Source organism: Floridaenema flaviceps BLCC-F50 (genome assembly GCF_041929275.2).
Taxonomy (GTDB): domain Bacteria; phylum Cyanobacteriota; class Cyanobacteriia; order Cyanobacteriales; family Aerosakkonemataceae; genus Floridanema; species Floridanema flaviceps.
Genome location: NZ_JBHFNR020000001.1, coordinates 2,360,595 through 2,379,042 on the forward strand (window position 1 = coordinate 2,360,595; position 18,448 = coordinate 2,379,042).

Below are 18,448 nucleotides of genomic sequence, written 5' to 3' on the forward strand. Positions count from 1 at the left end.
ATTCCCAAGAATGCAATTAACACACCAATTCAAATCATTCACTAATGTAATCAAATCAGCTTTAAACATTACTACTTTTTTGAAGAAATACCCTAATTTATGAACAGAAAAATCATCACTTTTTTAGGTGCTGCACCCGCTATTAGCACTACTACCTACGCTTTTAAAGATGAAAATGATGAGGAGAAAAAATATGATGGTAAAGTGTTTCCAGAAGCACTGCGGCAATTTTGTGGCGAAGATAAATATGACTTGATGTTAGTCTGTGTAACGAAAAAAGCTAAGGATGTGAATTGGTCGGTGCTGGAAGCGCTTAATGATTCTAAAATTCAAGCGGTTGGTATCCCAACTGGGAATAATACTGCCGAAATGTGGCAAATATTCACCATTATTACAGGACATATCGAGAGTGGCGATCGCGTAATTTTTGATATCACTCACGGTTTGCGATCGCTTCCTTTTCTCGTGTTCTTATTTGCTGCCTATCTCAAAACAGCTAAACAAGTGATTATTGAGGCAATTTATTATGGCGCTTTTGAGTTAAAATCAGAAAATAACGGCATAGCTCCTGTTATTGATCTATCAGAATTTGTATCTATGATTGACTGGATTGTTGCTAGCAATCAATTTGTGGAAACGGGAGATGCAAGGCAGCTATCTAAACTTCTCAATCCCAATAGCGACGTTTCTGGTACTAATTATGAAGCGGCAACAACTCTTTTTGATGTTTCGTTTGCTACGTTACTTTGTCGGCCTATAGAATTAGGTAAACTAGCAGATGCTTTAGCTAAAGATTTGTTAGAAGCTGAACAACAGCAGCCAAATCGAGTTGTTCCTTTTGAAATGTTGCGGCAACAAGTTACTCAAACATTCAGTTCTTTTGTGGGAGATTTAGATAAAAATGCTAAGGAGGCTTTGCAAGCTCAGTTTCAACTAATTCGCTGGTATCATAATAACAATCGCATCATCGAAGCAATGACTCTGGCTAGAGAGTGGTTGTTAGCGGCGGTGAATTATAAGTTAGATGGAAGTGTCGATATTGACAATCGATATACTCGTGAAGATATTAATGACGCACTTTGGGAAATTAGTCAGAATAGACCTCCCAAAGAACTAACAGATTATGGGAGAAAAATTCACAAATGGCCGGAAAAAAGACAACTGATTGCTGTATGGAATAAAGTGCGATCGCTGCGAAATACTCTCGACCATGCTGGATATGAAAGACACGCTCCTAATCCTAGTAAAATTGTTCAGAGTGCGAATCAAGCAATAAGTTCTTTATGCGAACTAGCTGAGTTTTGGGATTTGGGCAATTGTTAAGATGTGTAAAGCGCGATCGCTTTTGATTTGGATAATCAGAGTCGAGTGCATCGAAAGCTCAATACTTCTTCCCCATTGCTCTAAAATCGCTGAAAGCCTTGCTATATTTGGCTTTTGTAGAATTTGCTACTTTGGCTGCTCTCATCGACGCACCTATTTACCCCCCATCCTCGCGGTTTGGGTGGAGGTGTGCAGGTAGGTCTAAAGCACGGACTTCCTGAAAGATTAAAGCCGCTCAAACTATTGCTGTATTTGGGTTTGCTGTCAAATGGGGACGGGTTCGATCGCGATCGACACACCCCTGGTTATTCCCCAAACCCGCAAAAAATCGTTAAACTGCGTCGATGCCTTACCTGGACTGCATTTGAGCCATATTATTGACTCCACTTTTACTGCCGATCTACAATCTTTTTAACAGGTGCGTCGATTTGATGCTTGAAATCCTCTCTGGGTAAAGGCTCTGCGGCGAACTCCCCACCGATTGGGTTAATTCGGATTAGTTGGAAACCCCTTGGCGGTTGTAGAGAGTCAAAATACCATGGATAACCGGGCCCCACCGATTGGGTTAATTCGGATTAGTTGGAAACGAGACTTGCTGCCGGTGATGTAACATGGCGGGCAGGAAGCCACCCCACCGATTGGGTTAATTCGGATTAGTTGGAAACATTGTAATAGAACCAGAAGGAAGGCGAGTGGGAAATTGACCCCACCGATTGGGTTAATTCGGATTAGTTGGAAACCTCCGATTTCTTCGCTTCCTTCAACACATTGTTGACCCCACCGATTGGGTTAATTCGGATTAGTTGGAAACGATATTATGCGGCTTTTGGACGCCGGCGTAAAACGTCCCCACCGATTGGGTTAATTCGGATTAGTTGGAAACTCTTGGGGAGTGAAGACATTCACTCCAGAAACAACTACCCCCACCGATTGGGTTAATTCGGATTAGTTGGAAACAATCCGTGGAAAAACTCGCATATGTCCGTGGATTCTCCCCACCGATTGGGTTAATTCGGATTAGTTGGAAACAGTCTTTTGTTCTCGTTTTTTGGAGAACCCATTAAGAACCCCACCGATTGGGTTAATTCGGATTAGTTGGAAACCTTTTTCACGAAATTAAAAAATGCATTCATGGGAAAATTCCTCCCCACCGATTGGGTTAATTCGGATTAGTTGGAAACATTATTCTCCATTGAAGAAGTTGAAAGTAGTCAATCTGCCCCACCGATTGGGTTAATTCGGATTAGTTGGAAACTTATTTTTTGCGTCTTCACAGGCGCCAGCAAAAGCGGCAAGCCCCACCGATTGGGTTAATTCGGATTAGTTGGAAACGATGTTCTGCCAAATGAATTTACTGAAGCTGAAAGAACCCCACCGATTGGGTTAATTCGGATTAGTTGGAAACTCTTACGGTGCGACTGCCATCTATCGTATTCTTTTGCCCCACCGATTGGGTTAATTCGGATTAGTTGGAAACTTGAGCAGGAAAACAACCAGCTAAAAGAATTTGCAATCGAATCCCCACCGATTGGGTTAATTCGGATTAGTTGGAAAGCCAAAAATAAACTACCTAAGTCAACCTGTTGGTAAAGCTTAGGTAGTTTTATTAAAGCTATTAATTCTTCCTAACCAAGTTAAACTAACAAATCAACTGTCCTTTTAAGCTCATCGAGCAAAAAACTCTTTGTAGCCCGATCGTAAATTTCAATCAAACTGCGGTAAAACCATAAAGTACCTTCTTTTCCCGCATTAAACTTATGCCAAACTGCATCACCATGTCGGTATAAATCAGTTAAAATTGAACGAGCATTATGCAATTTATCTGCCAAAGAAACTCGCAGAACAGAAGGAGAAGCATCGCGCATTTTTTCTAGATATAATAACTTGCGATCGCGCCAAGGAGGTTTAGGTATCACATCAGATTCCGTACAACCATCCACAATATTTGTAACTCTTTGCCCAAATAACATAAAAATAGCTTGGCGAGTTTCTGCACCACCGTAATCTTCGATACTATCATGTAAAAGTGCTGCAATTGCTTCATCTTCGTCTCCGCCATCTTCTAATACCAACGCTGCTACACTCAACAGGTGACTAATGTAAGGAATATCGCTACCTTTTCTGACTTGGTGAGCGTGAAGCTGAGTAGCATAAACTAAAGCTTGTTCAAATCGATGTGAAAGTTTTGGTGTTTCCGTATTCATAGTCATTTGTCATTTGTTATTGGTAGTAAATAAAATTATTTCCGATTACCCCCTGCTACCTTTGGTAAAGTTTCCAGGTAGCTTGGATATCTTGAGTCATGCGCGATCGCAATGACCAAGGCAAAAACACTTCAACATTTGCTCCCCAAGCCCTCAAACGCATAACTACATTATTATCATCAGTGCGATAATTAATTCGGCAGTAAATATCTTCAGGAGAACGAGAATAGAAAACCTTTAAAAGTTCTGACTTTTGTTCGGAGTCTATTCGTGCATTGATAATCTGAGATTCAGCATAGTTATAAGGTATTTTCGTAAATAGCTCGTCGCGTTCCGTTCCCTCAATGTAACGAGAATGGAAATAGCGATCGAACCGCAGCAATAGTAACTCTTGTGGTTTGTAAAAATCAAATCCCCAAGCTTCGGCACGGTACTCTTGTATTTGTTTCGGTGTTTTAGACTGACAAATTGACTGGGTAAATCCCTCAATATTTACATCATCCCAGTTTAACTGCTGCAAATTTTGAATGCGATCGAGTCGATAATCATACCAATCAATTTTAGTATCATCCTTTGGTGTTTGACCAAAAGCAAACAAATAAGGCGCACGATGGGAATAGTAAATGCAAACCGGATAAACTATATATTCTTCCCCTTCATCCTGATAATTTTGAAAGTTTCTTGCACTGACATAAGTAATTTTCACAGGCGGGATTTGCGGTTGATGCCAAATAGATTTTAGCTGTTGACGCAAAGTATCAATTTGCTGACTGAACTGACGATGAACGATATACTCGATATCCAAAACAAAGCGTTTTTGACCATTAATCTCTTTGCCAAAATCTTCAAAGAAATCAGCTAAATCATTAGCGATCGCATTTCTCACCACCGTTGTCTCTCCATCAAGAATCGTATTTTCCGGGTGAATAACAACCTGGGGAAACTCCTCAACCAACGAATACACAATTTTAAACTTTTTCCCTGTACCTTGTTTAATTGCTTGTGCTTCTAACCATCCCATTTCCGCCAAAGCTTTAAAATCGTTTTGAATGTTCTTACTAGTGACAGCAAACAAACGACCATTGGGTAAACTTTTTTGCTTTTGGGGATTCTTCTTAACTTGGGTAATGATACCAAAAGATAGCAAATTATCTAAATCTTGTCCATTCATGGGGTAAAGATTTCGGAAAGAACAAAAGCCATTCTTCCTGATTTAAACCAGTATCAGAATTGAACAACCAATCACGAAGAGTTTTCCCACAAGGACATAAGGGATCGTGTTCGCTAGGAATAGTATAATCCTTATGATTTATATCAGTTTGAGTAAAAAACTGTTTATTCCAATCGCTATAAGTAAACTTTTTCTTAAGTTGCAACCTCATCGGATCGGTTTCGTCACCATAAAGCGATCGCAAAATCACCCACAACCGCACTGCTTTCGGCAAATTCTGTCTCAAAGAACCGCGTGCAAATACCTGCAATAATTTTACTGTTGGCGGGAAATCAAAGGTTTGAGCAGACATAAAATTGCTGGTGTCAATTAAGTTACCTCTTTAAACTACACTACTCAGGAAAGCTCCCTTTCCTGAGTAGTGACAAACTAAAACAGTCAACACAAAGAAGGAAAAACTAATGACTAGCTATCAAATGAAATTAGAAGGAGATACCTTAAAAGTAGATTTTGCCAAAAATGCAGACGGTGAACCAATTCTTGCCGATGGCGACCAAATTGTGCGCGATGTAGCAGTAGGTTTACAACAGATGATCGCTGCTGGGGAACTGGGAGGCGGAAATCTACTGAAAATTAATGGCAGAATTTCCCTACTAGCCAGTTATACTTTAGCCCATGAAGTCGCACACTTATATCGAGCGATCGCAGTTTCCGATACTCGTTTAAGAGCTTACGTTGTCGTCATCAGTACCGCAGCAGAGTACCCAGTGGGTAGTCGCATTGATTTTGTTACCGGAGAAGTTAAGCAAGTAGCTACGATAGATGATAGTTCTCCTTCATTTTTAATCTATTGGGAAAATGATGTTTTAATTGCCAAAATTAACAATGGTGTGAAAGCTGATGGCGATCGACTTTTATTAGATGCAGAAGCACAACTGGAAAAATTAATTAGTTCGGGACAGTTACCAGGTGGTAAACAACTGCTGAGAATTAACGGACGTGCTACTGTTCTAGCTAGTTTTATAATCGCTAACAAAATCGCTCATCTATATAGCAGCGTAGCAGTTTTCGATCCCAAGTTGGGAGATGGAGATAAAGGACTAGATAGATACGTAGTAGTATTCAACCATTCTAAAAATTATCAAGTTGGAGAAACCTTTGATGTAAATTACGATCCCTCACCTACGGTTAAAGCTGTCCTCTGTGGTTCCCCCAATACCGGAAAAACGGTATTGCGAGATGGTTTAAAAGCAGCAATTTTCAACTTGAATAATGCACCTGCTGATTTTTATGCCATTTCTGGTTGTCCCGATGGTGATGGTTCTTGGTATGCGGAAACCGTCGCCAAATATCCAGAGTTAGCTGATAAATTAAAGGCAGAATACAAAGCTAAGTTTACCCCCGAATTTGCTCAAGCTAAAGCTAGAGAAATTAAAGTAATTAAAAACTCACTACTGCTATTTGATGTAGGCGGTAGAATTCCTAGCGATGAGAATAAAGTTATCATGTCTCAAGCTACTCACGCCATTATTGTAGCTAAGACTGAAGAAGAAGTGAAGGCTTGGCAAGAGTTTTGTGAAACAGAACTAGCAAAACCTTTACCTGTAGTTGCCATTATTTACAGTGATTTGCATGGTAATTCAGATACCATTACCAGTGAAGAACCTGTACTCAAAGGTAGCGTTCATCGTCTGAAACGCGGTGAAGATATTTCCAGTCGTCCAATGGTACAAGCTTTGGCTAAACTCTTGGTAAAGCTGACTCAAGATTAATGCGATCTGGTTAACTATTCAATAATTACACTACTTTTCGACAAGCAGCTACCAAAAAGCTGCTTTTTGTTTTTTAGGTAATGCCCCCTTTCCATCCATTTAGTTAAATTAAATTATCCAAGCTGACCTATCTATAGTTAAGTTTTTGAGGTGAGTATTAATGGTTGTTAATGCAGATTTTAGTACCAAAAATTCACTGAGTTCTCAAACTCGAAGTTTAACTCCTAATTCTACTAATATTTTCGGCGATCGGCAACAAACGGAAAAGCTAGAAAAGTATGTTTTAGCTGGTACAACGACTTGTTTATAAGGCAGTGGTTGATAGGTGCTGTTAGCCACCGTATTTCTCAATTCTAAGATATTAGTATTTAGATTCAGGCTAAAATCATCGATCGTTTGTGCGTCAATACCGGGAGAACCTTTGTTTTCCGCAACTTTCACCCAAGCACGTTGAAAGTTAGGTAAACTGAGAAATTCCTCAGTAAATTGGCTAAATAAGTCTCGGTTTGTACTAAAATTCAGCGAACCTACTTCTAACATAATCCCATTCCTCAGCAAAACTGATAATCGATCGAGATTATGGCAACTAGAAGGAAACGGGGTTTTCCTATTGTTAGGTTTTGGTATTCACTTCGGCGATACGCCTGACGGCACGCTACGCGAACGCTACAACCACAATACCTTGTATTTAGCGAATTAAAAGCTTGCTTTGGTTTCCTGCTGCTGTAATTACATTTTGATTAGCAGTAAAAACTTTAATACCAGGAACAGTTACATAATCACCATCATCAGTAATTACTTGAACGATTCCTGCTTTGTCCATTGCTTCCAAAATTAGCAAATCGTAGCCATCAAGCTGTTGAGTTGAAAATCTATTTAAGCAAGCATTAGTAATGACTTCATTCACTGTTATATCAGTTGAGACAGCAATAGATGTAACCTGACTCCAAGCAGCTTGAATTTCCCCAACAACATTAGCTCGTTCTGTTGGATAATTATGACGATATTCTTTTGGTCTTAAGGTAGAAGAAAAGATTTGTTTTTCTGTTTGTTCTATATTGTGGGCTAACTCCGATAAAGAAAGACCGCAGTATAAAAGTAGTGATTGAGCCGAAAGAGCTTTTGCTATATAAATGGGATAATCTCTAATTTGATAGTTATTTGCTGATGTACTGGCTTTGGTATAGGTTAGCCAGTACCAAACATTCGTATCTACTAAAAAAATATCATCCTTCTTTGGTTGGTCAAACCGAATATCAACAACTTCAGCTTGAACTGTATAATTGACTGCCATTAGAGACTATTTGCCTGTTCGCTAACAACATCATCTATTGCTTTGCGAGTCTTTTCATTTGAGTAATATTGTTTTGAATTTTCAATAACTCGCTTGAGTACCTGTCTACCTACTGGGTTGAGATTAGAAAATTTCAGCAGACGATTTAAGGTATCTGGGGAAATATCTCTGAGTAGTTGTCCAATAGCAAAGTTAAAGAAAGGGGATGCAAAAATCTCCACGCCAGCAAAGTCAAGGTCTACGGGACGATTTGCCATGAGTTCGGGGTAAGTTAGATCATACACCTTCTGACCTTCTTCCGGGGTCATGCAAGTTTTGCCTATTAGGTCGTGAATGTTGTGTCTCATGTTTTGGGTTCCCCTTAGAAAAGTGGCTCTTCATCATCGGCATCACAGTCTAGAATGTAAAAGGCTTCATCACATTGGAGTGTAATGTTGACCAGTGTCCCCTGGAAAAAGGTTTGCCGAGTTTGGTAAATCTCCTGATTTTCATCGATCGCTACATACCCATCTTGACTGAAAAACTCCAACTTTCCGCGATTAATTTTTACAAATGTTTTCAAATAGTCAAGTCCTACACCCCCAACCACACCACCACGTCGAGTGCTGGTTCCGGCTTGAAAGGCCCATTCTAAAGCTTTGTCTGCTGCTAAAGTCGGGTTATTTTTGAATTGGCGCACTCAAAAGCGTTGGCGTAAATCTCCCAGACTGTTCCTACAATGACGTTTCGCAAATTTTGGTTCATTTGAACCCAGCCTCGTCCCAGCCATTGTTCTGTTAAGTAGTAAACTAAACCGTTTTTATCTTGCTTTGGATCTTCTCGATAGGGGATAGAATTACCTTGCCAAGGCTCTTTATCTTCACAAAAAGCATACATGAATCCATTTTGTTGAAGATTCATCTTAATATTCTTATGAACGGTATCTTTTTTGATAGTAATATTTTGCGAGTTTTTTAATTCTTTTTGGCAATGGGCGATCGGGTGTCGGTATCGGCACTCTGTTCACTTTCGCTAAACTTGATGGCTGGCAAAATCCTCACAATTCCAGAAATCAATACCGTTCACTAAATGCTGTTTCTACTATCAAAGAATACAAAGTTACGAATCAATGGAATGTACCAGTATCTCTGAATGGTGAAATTGGTTGGTTAGTGGAAGAGGACGATCAGTTAAACAAATTCGGGCTTTAGCGAATGAATTGCGATCGCATTTACCTTATGCCCATGCTCGGATTGCAGACTCCCTTGGGTTGGTGACTTGGTACGCTCAAGCAGTTGCTAAATTAGCCAACTTCAAGAGTGATGAAATCAAGTCGTATGTAGTTGACCAACTGTGCAAAACTGCTAACGATGCCGATTCGGTTGCCAACTCATTAACTGACTTTTTGGATAAACTCAACGCCTTGCACGCCGAATCGTTGATTGGGATGTGGAGCGTGCGGGTAGTGGAGACATCGGAAATCGGTAAAGCTTTAGCTATTCATCTGAGTGTCGTCTGGCCCGTGCTCGATCGGATGTTTGCACCTATCTACAGCCGCAAAGTCATCGAAGCACTAATCGACAAAGCTGGCGGACGAATCAAATCTGTGCAAAAATTCCATCGCTCTAAGGATGAGAGTTTAACTTACCAACGGCTGCTGATTACACCACGTACCGATGTTGATGGTAATCCGATGTTGCCCAAAGAACCAGATATGGTATCCCGCCGTTGCTGTCTGCTACCCATCCATATTGTGTCCGAGTTCATCAATTTGTGGCATCAACCAAATCAACTGAATCCAAGTGCTGATGTAACTGATGTAACGACAACTCTATCAGAGTCTACAACTATTGCCGTGTCTGAATTGCACAAATCAGATGCTAATGCGTCACCCGACGTAACTTGATGTAACAAGCAATATCTACCATCTCACGAGTAATGCTGGTGTATTGCTTGGTTTGGTCGATGTCAAAACCTGTTAAATCCAAAGTTGTGAATGTTGTTGGTAGTTTTCCCATGATGATTTTTAATGTAAAGTTAACTTGACATTATTATGTAAGGGAAACTTTACATTGTCAATTCAACTAAGAATTATCCCGGTCGCGTAGTGTCTCTGTAGGAGAATCGTCGTCTTTTAAGTCATCAGAAAAAGCGATCGCCAGTTCTGTAAGAGTGCAACCCAGGATTTCGATAATCACTAATGTTTCGGCTGGAGAAAGTCTGGGGATGCTTTTACCGTTAATCCAAGCACTAACAGATTGACGTGACAAAGCGCGACCAGAGATTCCCTGCCATCCGTTTTTTACCAATTCCACAAATTGCTCTTGAGTCATCCCCCTACGTTCCAACAACTTCAAAAATCTGGTGTTCCTGTATGTCATGTAATGGTTCCACGCTTGACACTCTAAGGCATACCTGTCATGCTTATGTGTAAAGTTAACTTTACACGGAAGTACGATTATTTTAGGTAAATTTGACTTTACATAGCAGTCCTCCACTCACTACTAAAGATCGACAAGGAAGGATATCCTTCCTTGACTCATAAAACCACGACCAGAAAAGCAATACATCAAAAATCTGTGTTGGAGGCTGAACACTTTCTTGAACAGGGACTCTCATCAATGAAACTCTTAATTCTGGATACGGAAACTACCAGTGCCGATTTAAACGCTTCCGTCTGCGAAATAGCAGGTACGCTTTACCAGATTGGCGAAACTGAACGACAAACAGGTGCGATTGCATCACTGGCAACCTTACTACCTGTGAATGACAATCCAGCAGAGATGATTAATTCAATTGCTGATGAATTGACTCAAAGTGCGTCAGGTTTTGTTGAAGAAGCGATCGAACAACTTCAGAAGATGGCTCATAGTTCAGATTACGCAGTAGCATTTAATGCCGAGTTCGATGCACCGTTGATTAATCAATTGCTTGGGGAGCAGCGTTGGTTGTGCGCGATGAAAGACTTTGATTGGAATTATCCTAACCCTAATGCTTCAGGGGGCTACAAGCTGACTGACCTGGCGTTGTGGCTAGGGATAGGGATTAGCACCGTCCGAAGAGCGGGTGATGATGTCAGGTTGCTGGTGGAGTGCTTGAATCGTCGGCGGGCAATGTTGCCATTTATGGTCGAGCAGGCGATCGTCCGAAGTAATTCCCCACTGATTGAACTGCGGGCGATGGTTAGCTATGAAAATCGACATTTAGCCAACCGTGCCAAGTTTAGTTGGGATGACCAGCGGCGAATTTGGGTGAAGAAGATTCGGGAGTGCGATCGGGAAAAATTCGTTGCATCTTTGGATTTTGGTGTGGAGAAGATTTAATAACAATGGAATTAATTGACAAAAATGGACAGCCCAAAGAAAGGTACTTGTTTTCGATGCGGGAGTCCGATCGCCATTCCTGGCATCCACATTTTTACCTGTAGTAAGTGCGGATTTGTGGAAACACCTGAATATCATGAATATTTGTTACTGATAAAAAAGGTGTGCGATCGAGAACATGACGGGCATTTTCAATTTTGTATCCGAAGGGCGCATGAGAAGCTCGTTTCTGTTTGCGAAAATGTTCTTTTCCACGACGAATGCGCTCAGCTAAACGATCGCTTTCCATCTCAGCCAAAGCACCCAGCATATTGACATGAAATTTACCCGCAGCAGTCGATAAATCAATGTTGTCATCTAGAGCTATTAAAGTGCAGTTTGATTTTTGGAATTGATCGAGAACTTTACGGAGTGTGGGAAGCGACCGGGAAAGTCGATCCAGTCGAGTAATGTAAATTTGTTTTACCAATCCGCGCCGAACCCAAACCATCATTTTCTGGAAATTGGGGCGATCGGATTCTTTGCCTTCACGACCTGACTCCACATCAACCAGCACTAACTCTACTCCTGCTGATTTTAGACGGGCTATCTGCTGCTCAAGTGCATGACTATTTTGACTTTGCTCAACAGAGGAAACCCTGGCATAAGCAACGATCTCCGGGACTTCAGCAATTTTCTCCTGTTTGTTCACAAGCACCAATACTTACCCAACTGCTAGATAATTTACCATCTAGCTCGCTATACCACTCCTTTTTCCAAATTGGTGCGTTGTGTTTTAGAGTGTCGATCGCATATTGACAAGCAGCAAAACCTCCGATCTATGGGGACAACCTACAGCTACCAAAACACTAATTTCCCCAATATTTAACCTTCCAATTCGATGATGAATTACCACCCGATTTACATCTAACCAAGTATTACGAATCTGGGTGGCAATTTGAGCAAAAACTTGTAACGCCATCGGTTGATATGCTTGATATTCTAATGCAACCACCGCTTTCCCATCAGTTTGATTGCGAACCATCCCACTCATTACGACGATCGCACCATTACCTGCATCATCTGCTAAAGCGTAAACTTCCTCTAAAGATAAAGGTGCAAAAGTAATCGCCAAACTATCATTTGGATGGGATTGAATGGGAGAACTTTGTGAACTGGCAACAATAGAATTCATAGGAAATAGATAGAAAAGAACAATTCCAACACTTGCAAATTATAAGCAATTTTTAGATCCCCGACTTCACAGAAGAAGTCGGGGATCTAAAATTCAGATCCCCGACTTCACAGAAGAAGTCGGGGATCTGAATTTTAACTCTTACCCCCACCAATTAAATATAACAAAGCCATGCGAATTGCTACACCACTAGTCACCTGCTGAGAAATCAAACTAAATTCAGGATCGTCCATTAAATCAGAACTAATCTCTACTCCCCGATTCACTGGCCCTGGATGTAAAACTCTCACTTCCGATTTACATAACTTTAATCTATTGCGAGTAATCCCATACCTTTGATGATATTCTCGCAAACTAGGTAACAAATGCTGTGTCATTCTTTCCCGTTGTAAGCGTAAAGTCATGACAAAATCTGCATCTTTTAATGCAGGTTCTACATCCCAATGTAAAAATAATTTACGTTCAGGAATTGGCGAATTTTCCTGGTTTTCTGGCATCCAATCGGCAAATAGCTTTGGTAACAAAGTTGGCGGGCCAGCTAAGTGGACTTCTGCTCCGGCTGCTGTTAAACTCCAAATATTAGATCTGGCTACCCGTGAGTGCAGAATATCGCCCACAATTGCCACTTTTTTATGTTGCAAAAGTTCCATTTTTGGTTGTTTGGCATCTAACACCGAACAAATTGTAAACAGATCCAATAATGCTTGTGAGGGGTGTTCGTGTTGTCCATCGCCAGCGTTGAGTACGCTTACTTGTGATTGTAATCGATCCATTTCATCTGCGATCGCTTGTGGTACTCCAGCTTCCCGATGCCGTATTACCATTATATTGGTACCCATCGCTAGGTAAGTTTTCGCCGTATCTAAAATTGTTTCCCCTTTAGTTAATGAAGAGGTTGCTGGCGCAAAACTGAGTGTATCTGCTGAAAGTCTCTTAGCTGCTAATTCAAAACTGTTACGAGTCCGCGTTGATGATTCAAAAAACAAATTAGCTACCACCTGTCCTTGCAGCGTCGGTACTTTCTTTACCCGGCGGGAAAGAACTTCTTGAAAACTAGCAGCTGTCTGCAAAACGATATCGTACTCTGCTGGTAAGAAATCTGCTAAGGAAATGATGTGCTTGCGTGTCCAAATACTACCCATATAATGTAATAACCTAGATGAAAAATCATACTGTGGATATACTTATAGCAATCATAAAATTTTTTATTAGTTCAATACAATGGTTAACCCTAGAATAATCACTGAGGTAAGTGCAACCAGAAATAAGGTAAAACAAGTTACAGGTAAATTATCGGCTCCGAAAAATCTCACTCATCAACTTTAATCTCTCACAACTCGATCGCAGCGTAAAGTAAAAATTTTTCCAAAATCATGTTTTATATAATACACCGCTTTTATGGGAAGAGTGAAAATGAAAACTGCACTACCTAGCAATCAAACAAATAAGCTAGAAGTGCAACATCAGTATGAAGCACTCAGTACAGATGCTCAAGTAGCATTTGATGACATTGTTAATCTAGCCGCACAAATTTGTCATACACCTATAGCAATTATTAACCTGATTGATAATGACAAACAATGGTTTAAAGCAAAAGTAGGAATAGAACTAACAGAAGTACCCATAAATGTAGGTTTGTGCCCAATTTGTCTTCAAGAACGTGACTTAGTGATTATTGCTGATACTTTAAATGATGAGCGTGCTAAAAATAATTCAGTCGTCACATCCTATCCTTTTGTGAGATTTTACGCTGGGATTCCTTTAATTTTATCAGGGGGAGAAGCGATCGGGACTCTTTGCGTAATTGACCAAAAACCCAGAGAAATTACTCCTAAACAAATTCAAGCATTGCAAGCTCTAGCTCGTCAAGTTGTTAATAATTTGGAATTACGGGATACCATTACCAAACTGAAATATACTAACAGTGAATATGAAAGTTCGCTAATCAAACTCAGCACTGATTATAAACAAGCGGCATTAGAACGCGATCGCTTTTTTAGCATCTCATTAGACTTAATCTGTATTGCTGGATTTGATGGTTATTTTAAACGCTTAAATCCCGCATTTGAAACCACACTGGGATACAGCAAAGCCGAACTATTAGCAACACCATTTCTAAATTTTGTACATCCTGACGACAAAACAGAAACTATTGCTGTTATCGAAAAGTTAAATGCTGGTTTACCCGTAATTAATTTTGAAAATCGTTACCTTTGTCAAGACGGTTCTTATAAATGGCTTTCTTGGAAAAGTATTCCCTTAATTTCAGAAGGCTTAATTTATGCCACTGCTCGTGATATTACAGAAATTAAACTTGCCGAAGTTGCACTCAAAGAAAGCGAAGAAAGATGGCAATTAGCATTACGAGGTAACAATGATGGGATTTGGGATTGGAACTTAGAAAGTAATCAAGTATTCTTTTCTCCAAGATGGAAAGAAATGCTTGGTTATGCAGATAGCGAAATTGCTAATCACGTCAATGAATGGATTGTTCGCGTTCATCCCGACGATCTTTCTAAAGCCATGCAAGCGATTAATGAACATTTAGATAAAAAAACGCCTTTTTATATAAATGAACATAGATTGCTCTGTAAAGATGGCACTTATAAATGGATTTTAGACCGAGGTCAAGCACTTTGGAATGACCAAGGAAAACCAATTAGAATGGTTGGTTCCCATACAGATATTACCGAAAGGAAACAAGCAGAGGTATTATTAAAAGAGCGTCAAATATCCCTAGCTCAACAAGAAGAATTACTGCGAAAAGTTTTAAATGCCATTCCTGTAGGAGTTTGGATTACCGATAACCAGGGTAAGATATTACAAGCAAATCCCGCCGCCTGTCAAATTTGGGGGGTAAAGAAAGAAAATTTTGATTTAGCTAATTTCAGCTTTGGATTAAGTTCTCCTAATCCGCCAGACTCTCAGCAATTTAAAGCTTGGTGGACAGATACAGGTAAACCGATCGAATCAAGAGAATGGGCACCTTATTTAGCAATAAACAAAGGAGAAATTACTCTCAATCAGTGCATTGATATTGAACGTTTCGATCGCACTCGTAAAACTATTTTGAATTCGGCTATTCCCTTAAGGAACGATCGGCAAGAAATTATCGGCTCAATAGTTGTTAATCAGGATATCACAGAACAACAAATAGTTAAACAAGCCCTTTGGGAAAATCAGCGTTTATTCCAAAAAATTGCCGATGCTACACCAGAAATACTCTACCTTTATGACTTAAGGGCTGACAAAAATATCTATGTAAATCATCAAATTACCGAAATTTTGGGTTATAGTCCTTCCGAACTTCAACAAATAGAAGGTTTAGTCAAAAAACTAGTTCATCCAGAAGATTTTCCTAAACTCCAAGAAGGTTTTAAACGTTTAGCCCAAGCGAGAGACGGAGAAGTAATTGAAACTGAATATCGGATGCAAAGCGCCAATGGTGAATGGTGTTGGTTAATTAGTCGAGATGTAATCTTTAGCAGAACTCCTGAAGGTTTACCTTATCAAATTTTGGGTACTGCTACCGATATTACTAAGCGCAAACAAGCAGAAGTAGAATTGCGAGAAATGAGTACAGCACTAGCAAATGCAGTAGAAGGAATTTCTCGCTTAGATACCGATGGTTACTATCGTACTGTTAATAAAGCTTATGCTAATACTTGTGGATATGAACCAGAAGAAATGTTAGGAATGTTGTGGCAAGAAACTGTACATCCTGAAGATTTGGAAAAGCTAAACAATGCTTATCAAGAAATGCTTTTAAAAGGGAAAGTAGAAGTTGAAGCAAGAGGTGTTCGCCAAGATCGATCGCATTTTTATAAACAAGTAGTTATGGTAGCTGCTTACAACAAAGAAAAGCAGTTTATTGGGCATCATTGTTTTATGAAAGATATTACTGAAAGGAGGCAATCAGAACAAAAGATCGGGGAACAAGCAGCACTTTTAGATATTGCTACTGATGCAATTTTTGTCAAGGATATTAATAGTAAAATACTGTTTTGGAATCAAGGTGCCCAACGACTTTATGGTTGGACAGCAGCGGAAGCGATCGGTAAAAATACCCATGACTTTTTATATAAAAATCCAATCAATCGCCAACAAATCCAGCAAACTCTTTTAGCAAAAGGAGAATGGCAAGGAGAACTCCGCCAAGTTACTAAAACAGGCAAAGAAATCATTGTAGAAAGTCGCTGGACATTAGTCTATGATGAAGCAGGAAATCCTAAATCAATTTTAGTTGTCAACACAGACATTACCGAAAAGAAACAATTAGAAGCTCAATTCCTCCGTGCTCAACGCATGGAAAGTTTGGGAACTTTAGCTAGTGGCATTGCTCACGATTTAAATAATATTTTAGCCCCCATTTTAATGGCAGTGCAACTCCTAGAATTACAACTAAAAGATGAACGGAGTATGCGACTATTGCCGATCCTAAAAAACAATGCCAAACGAGGTGCAGAATTAGTTAAACAAGTATTATCTTTTGGGCGCGGAATTGAAGGCGATCGCACTATCGTTCAAATCAGACATTTAATAGCAGAAATTCGTCATATCGCCAAAGAAACTTTCCCAAAATCAATTGAATTATCTATTGATTTATCCGCCGAGCTTTCCACTGTTTTAGGAGATGCCACACAACTACATCAAGTATTAATGAATCTTTGTGTAAATGCTCGCGATGCTATGCCTAACGGCGGCACTTTGACCATTTGTGCAGAAAATATTTGGATTGATGAACACTATGCTAAATTAAACATTGATGCTCAAGTTGGCTCATATATTGTCCTGACCATAGCAGATACAGGAATGGGGATTCCAGGGGAAATTATCGATCGCATTTTTGAACCATTCTTTACTACCAAAGAACTGGGTAAAGGTACAGGACTTGGCTTATCCACAGTAATGGGAATTATTAAAAGTCATGGCGGCTTTATCAATGTTTATAGTGAACTGGGAAAAGGTACAGAATTTAAGGTTTATTTACCAGCATTAGCAGCCCAAGAAAACCAGCAAATAGAACCAAGCCAAATAGCGAAAGGTTCAGGAGAATTGATTCTCGTAGTTGATGATGAATTTGCCATTCGTAATATTACTAAAACCTTATTAGAAACACATGGTTACAAAGTAATTTCTGCTAGTGATGGGCAACAAGCGATCGCTACTTACAAGCAAATTAAAGAAAAAATTAGTTTAGTATTACTAGACATGATGATGCCTAATATGGATGGTTCTTGCACCATAAATGAATTGCAAAAAATCAATCCTAATTTGGAAATTATTGCCATGAGTGGACTAACTATTAATGCTGGAAATGCCGAAACCGCGAGTCAGCAAGTCAAAGGCTTTCTTTCTAAACCTTTTACTACTGAAGAATTATTAGTTACTATTCAAACAGTATTGCACAAGAAAGCCAAAAATATATCAAATGAATAAACTCAAAATTCTACAATCTACCAAGCGGGTACTCTTGATTTATTTGATTGCGATCGATCTAACCTTAGCATCAATCTATCTAATTAGCACCATCTTATTTGGTAAAGCCATTAGGGATTTCGATTTTGATATACCCAGGACAATACCCGTTTTATTTGCTGCCTGTAAACTGTTTGCGATCGGTTTTTTGTTAACCCTAGCATCCTGTTGGCGACGGCATGAACTACCGAAAAGATCCTGGTGGTTACTATTAGCAGTCGGCACAGCATTTCTCTATGTATCGCAAGATAAAATCTGGAAATTTCACCTACTTATCCGTCGCTTCTCTTGGATGCCAGAATTTAAAGGTGGGGGTATAGAATGGGTATTTTTTTATTTGCCAATTATCCTCTTAACTATTGTATTAGGTTATCGACAGTTAATAGCACTTTGGCGTGCTTATCCCCGCAGCACATTCTTTACTGTATTGGGAATAGTGATGTTTTTAATGGGAGGAATAGGAGTGGAAGTTATTCACGCTCAATTTTTTAAACAGTATGTTGCCCAAATAGCAATTAGTCTTAATTCTACAACTGCGATCGTCAACTCAGTCAAAGATACAATTGAAGAATTGACAGAATTACTAGGTGAAAGCATTACTCTTTTCGGTCTAACTTTATTCTTTAGCTTCAGATTAGCAGAAAGAGATGGAGAGATGGGAAAAATGGAATCTAAAATCTAAAATTCCCAGTCCCCAGTCCCCAGTCCCCAGTCCCCAGTCCCCAGTCCC

General features: G+C 39.7%; 18 protein-coding genes, 1 pseudogene and 1 CRISPR repeat array. Of the genes and pseudogenes, 6 read left to right on the top strand and 13 right to left on the bottom strand.

Annotated features, from left to right (window positions below):
- The first annotated feature begins 99 nt into the window (after window positions 1–99).
- Complete coding sequence (gene csx2 / locus ACE1CI_RS11390) at window positions 100–1,323, top strand: TIGR02221 family CRISPR-associated protein (protein ID WP_413267352.1); 1,224 nt, start codon at window positions 100–102, stop codon at window positions 1,321–1,323.
- A gap of 472 nt (window positions 1,324–1,795) precedes the next feature.
- Window positions 1,796–2,878: direct repeats of the CRISPR family, unit length 36 nt; unit sequence CCCCACCGATTGGGTTAATTCGGATTAGTTGGAAAC.
- A 79-nt stretch (window positions 2,879–2,957) separates the two neighbouring features.
- Here the strand turns inward: csx2 and ACE1CI_RS11395 are convergent.
- Genes ACE1CI_RS11395 through ACE1CI_RS11405 form a run of 3 tightly spaced genes read right to left on the bottom strand, consistent with a single transcriptional unit; the run spans window position 2,958 to window position 5,050 of the window.
- The gene (locus ACE1CI_RS11395) at window positions 2,958–3,533 is read right to left on the bottom strand and encodes an HD domain-containing protein (RefSeq protein ID WP_413267354.1); all 576 of its coding nucleotides are present in this window, start codon (window positions 3,531–3,533) and stop codon (window positions 2,958–2,960) included.
- A 49-nt stretch (window positions 3,534–3,582) separates the two neighbouring features.
- Window positions 3,583–4,698 (bottom strand): TIGR03985 family CRISPR-associated protein, encoded by a 1,116-nt coding sequence (locus tag ACE1CI_RS11400; RefSeq protein ID WP_496615406.1) that lies wholly within the window; start codon window positions 4,696–4,698, stop codon window positions 3,583–3,585.
- Entirely contained in the window at window positions 4,676–5,050 is a 375-nt protein-coding gene (locus ACE1CI_RS11405; protein ID WP_496615407.1) for a hypothetical protein, read from the bottom strand. Before ACE1CI_RS11405 ends, ACE1CI_RS11400 begins: the two co-directional genes overlap by 23 nt.
- Window positions 5,051–5,159: 109 nt before the next feature.
- On the opposite strand from ACE1CI_RS11405, the gene ACE1CI_RS11410 reads away from it, so the two are divergent.
- Entirely contained in the window at window positions 5,160–6,470 is a 1,311-nt protein-coding gene (locus ACE1CI_RS11410; protein WP_496615408.1) for a hypothetical protein, read from the top strand.
- Window positions 6,471–6,674: 204 nt separating this feature from the next.
- On the opposite strand, the gene ACE1CI_RS11415 is transcribed toward ACE1CI_RS11410, so the two are convergent.
- From ACE1CI_RS11415 to ACE1CI_RS11435, 5 genes are all read right to left on the bottom strand, one after another.
- Complete coding sequence (locus ACE1CI_RS11415) at window positions 6,675–7,010, bottom strand: hypothetical protein (protein ID WP_413267357.1); 336 nt, start codon at window positions 7,008–7,010, stop codon at window positions 6,675–6,677.
- A 148-nt stretch (window positions 7,011–7,158) separates the two neighbouring features.
- Entirely contained in the window at window positions 7,159–7,764 is a 606-nt protein-coding gene (locus ACE1CI_RS11420) for a hypothetical protein (protein WP_413267358.1), read from the bottom strand.
- The gene (locus ACE1CI_RS11425) at window positions 7,764–8,111 is read right to left on the bottom strand and encodes an STAS-like domain-containing protein (protein WP_413267359.1); all 348 of its coding nucleotides are present in this window, start codon (window positions 8,109–8,111) and stop codon (window positions 7,764–7,766) included. Before ACE1CI_RS11425 ends, ACE1CI_RS11420 begins: the two co-directional genes overlap by 1 nt.
- A gap of 14 nt (window positions 8,112–8,125) precedes the next feature.
- On the bottom strand, window positions 8,126–8,443 hold the full coding sequence (locus ACE1CI_RS11430; RefSeq protein WP_496615409.1) for a hypothetical protein: 318 nt from the start codon (window positions 8,441–8,443) through the stop codon (window positions 8,126–8,128).
- On the bottom strand, window positions 8,413–8,664 hold the full coding sequence (locus tag ACE1CI_RS11435; protein ID WP_413267361.1) for a hypothetical protein: 252 nt from the start codon (window positions 8,662–8,664) through the stop codon (window positions 8,413–8,415). Before ACE1CI_RS11435 ends, ACE1CI_RS11430 begins: the two co-directional genes overlap by 31 nt.
- A gap of 244 nt (window positions 8,665–8,908) precedes the next feature.
- Here ACE1CI_RS11435 and ACE1CI_RS11440 point away from each other — a divergent pair, with 244 nt between their 5' ends.
- Window positions 8,909–9,649 carry a hypothetical protein gene (locus tag ACE1CI_RS11440; protein ID WP_413267362.1) on the top strand — a complete coding sequence of 247 codons (741 nt, stop codon included), beginning with the start codon at window positions 8,909–8,911 and terminating at the stop codon, window positions 9,647–9,649.
- Here ACE1CI_RS11440 and ACE1CI_RS11445 read toward each other — a convergent pair.
- Both ACE1CI_RS11445 and ACE1CI_RS11450 read right to left on the bottom strand, forming a co-directional pair.
- Window positions 9,624–9,761, bottom strand: a complete 138-nt coding sequence (locus tag ACE1CI_RS11445) for a hypothetical protein (RefSeq protein WP_413267363.1) — start codon at window positions 9,759–9,761, stop codon at window positions 9,624–9,626. The two genes, ACE1CI_RS11440 and ACE1CI_RS11445, sit on opposite strands and share 26 nt — an antisense overlap.
- Before the next feature lie 66 nt (window positions 9,762–9,827).
- Window positions 9,828–10,124, bottom strand: coding sequence for a helix-turn-helix transcriptional regulator (locus ACE1CI_RS11450; RefSeq protein ID WP_496615410.1), 297 nt, complete (start codon window positions 10,122–10,124; stop codon window positions 9,828–9,830).
- Between the two features lie 240 nt (window positions 10,125–10,364).
- On the opposite strand from ACE1CI_RS11450, the gene ACE1CI_RS11455 reads away from it, so the two are divergent.
- Entirely contained in the window at window positions 10,365–11,066 is a 702-nt protein-coding gene (locus ACE1CI_RS11455; protein ID WP_496615411.1) for a DUF8626 domain-containing protein, read from the top strand.
- 94 nt (window positions 11,067–11,160) lie between these two features.
- On the opposite strand, the gene ACE1CI_RS11460 is transcribed toward ACE1CI_RS11455, so the two are convergent.
- The 3 genes and pseudogenes from ACE1CI_RS11460 to ACE1CI_RS11470 form a co-directional block, all read right to left on the bottom strand.
- A complete protein-coding gene (locus ACE1CI_RS11460) occupies window positions 11,161–11,763 on the bottom strand; it encodes a recombinase family protein (protein WP_413267366.1) in 603 nt (200 codons plus the stop codon).
- Window positions 11,732–12,240, bottom strand: a pseudogene (locus tag ACE1CI_RS11465) (molybdenum cofactor biosynthesis protein MoaE). Before ACE1CI_RS11465 ends, ACE1CI_RS11460 begins: the two are co-directional and overlap by 32 nt.
- 134 nt (window positions 12,241–12,374) lie before the next feature.
- Window positions 12,375–13,382, bottom strand: a complete 1,008-nt coding sequence (locus tag ACE1CI_RS11470; RefSeq protein ID WP_413267368.1) for an aspartate carbamoyltransferase catalytic subunit — start codon at window positions 13,380–13,382, stop codon at window positions 12,375–12,377.
- A 271-nt stretch (window positions 13,383–13,653) separates the two neighbouring features.
- Here ACE1CI_RS11470 and ACE1CI_RS11475 point away from each other — a divergent pair, with 271 nt between their 5' ends.
- Both ACE1CI_RS11475 and ACE1CI_RS11480 read left to right on the top strand, forming a co-directional pair.
- A complete protein-coding gene (locus ACE1CI_RS11475) occupies window positions 13,654–17,679 on the top strand; it encodes a PAS domain S-box protein (protein WP_496615412.1) in 4,026 nt (1,341 codons plus the stop codon).
- Complete coding sequence (locus ACE1CI_RS11480; RefSeq protein WP_413267370.1) at window positions 17,672–18,400, top strand: DUF8692 domain-containing protein; 729 nt, start codon at window positions 17,672–17,674, stop codon at window positions 18,398–18,400. Before ACE1CI_RS11475 ends, ACE1CI_RS11480 begins: the two co-directional genes overlap by 8 nt.
- The last annotated feature ends 48 nt before the right edge of the window (window positions 18,401–18,448 follow it).

Excerpts from the sequence above, each read along its gene's own strand:
- csx2 (WP_413267352.1), top strand. The coding sequence starts at position 100 with ATGAACAGAAAAATCATCACTTTTTTAGGTGCTGCACCCGCTATTAGC.
- ACE1CI_RS11395 (WP_413267354.1), bottom strand. The coding sequence starts at position 3,533 with ATGACTATGAATACGGAAACACCAAAACTTTCACATCGATTTGAACAA.
- ACE1CI_RS11400 (WP_496615406.1), bottom strand. The coding sequence starts at position 4,698 with ATGAATGGACAAGATTTAGATAATTTGCTATCTTTTGGTATCATTACC.
- ACE1CI_RS11405 (WP_496615407.1), bottom strand. The coding sequence starts at position 5,050 with ATGTCTGCTCAAACCTTTGATTTCCCGCCAACAGTAAAATTATTGCAG.
- ACE1CI_RS11410 (WP_496615408.1), top strand. The coding sequence starts at position 5,160 with ATGACTAGCTATCAAATGAAATTAGAAGGAGATACCTTAAAAGTAGAT.
- ACE1CI_RS11415 (WP_413267357.1), bottom strand. The coding sequence starts at position 7,010 with ATGTTAGAAGTAGGTTCGCTGAATTTTAGTACAAACCGAGACTTATTT.
- ACE1CI_RS11420 (WP_413267358.1), bottom strand. The coding sequence starts at position 7,764 with ATGGCAGTCAATTATACAGTTCAAGCTGAAGTTGTTGATATTCGGTTT.
- ACE1CI_RS11425 (WP_413267359.1), bottom strand. The coding sequence starts at position 8,111 with ATGAGACACAACATTCACGACCTAATAGGCAAAACTTGCATGACCCCG.
- ACE1CI_RS11435 (WP_413267361.1), bottom strand. The coding sequence starts at position 8,664 with ATGAATCTTCAACAAAATGGATTCATGTATGCTTTTTGTGAAGATAAA.
- ACE1CI_RS11445 (WP_413267363.1), bottom strand. The coding sequence starts at position 9,761 with ATGGGAAAACTACCAACAACATTCACAACTTTGGATTTAACAGGTTTT.
- ACE1CI_RS11450 (WP_496615410.1), bottom strand. The coding sequence starts at position 10,124 with ATGACATACAGGAACACCAGATTTTTGAAGTTGTTGGAACGTAGGGGG.
- ACE1CI_RS11455 (WP_496615411.1), top strand. The coding sequence starts at position 10,365 with ATGAAACTCTTAATTCTGGATACGGAAACTACCAGTGCCGATTTAAAC.
- ACE1CI_RS11470 (WP_413267368.1), bottom strand. The coding sequence starts at position 13,382 with ATGGGTAGTATTTGGACACGCAAGCACATCATTTCCTTAGCAGATTTC.
- ACE1CI_RS11475 (WP_496615412.1), top strand. The coding sequence starts at position 13,654 with ATGAAAACTGCACTACCTAGCAATCAAACAAATAAGCTAGAAGTGCAA.
- ACE1CI_RS11480 (WP_413267370.1), top strand. The coding sequence starts at position 17,672 with ATGAATAAACTCAAAATTCTACAATCTACCAAGCGGGTACTCTTGATT.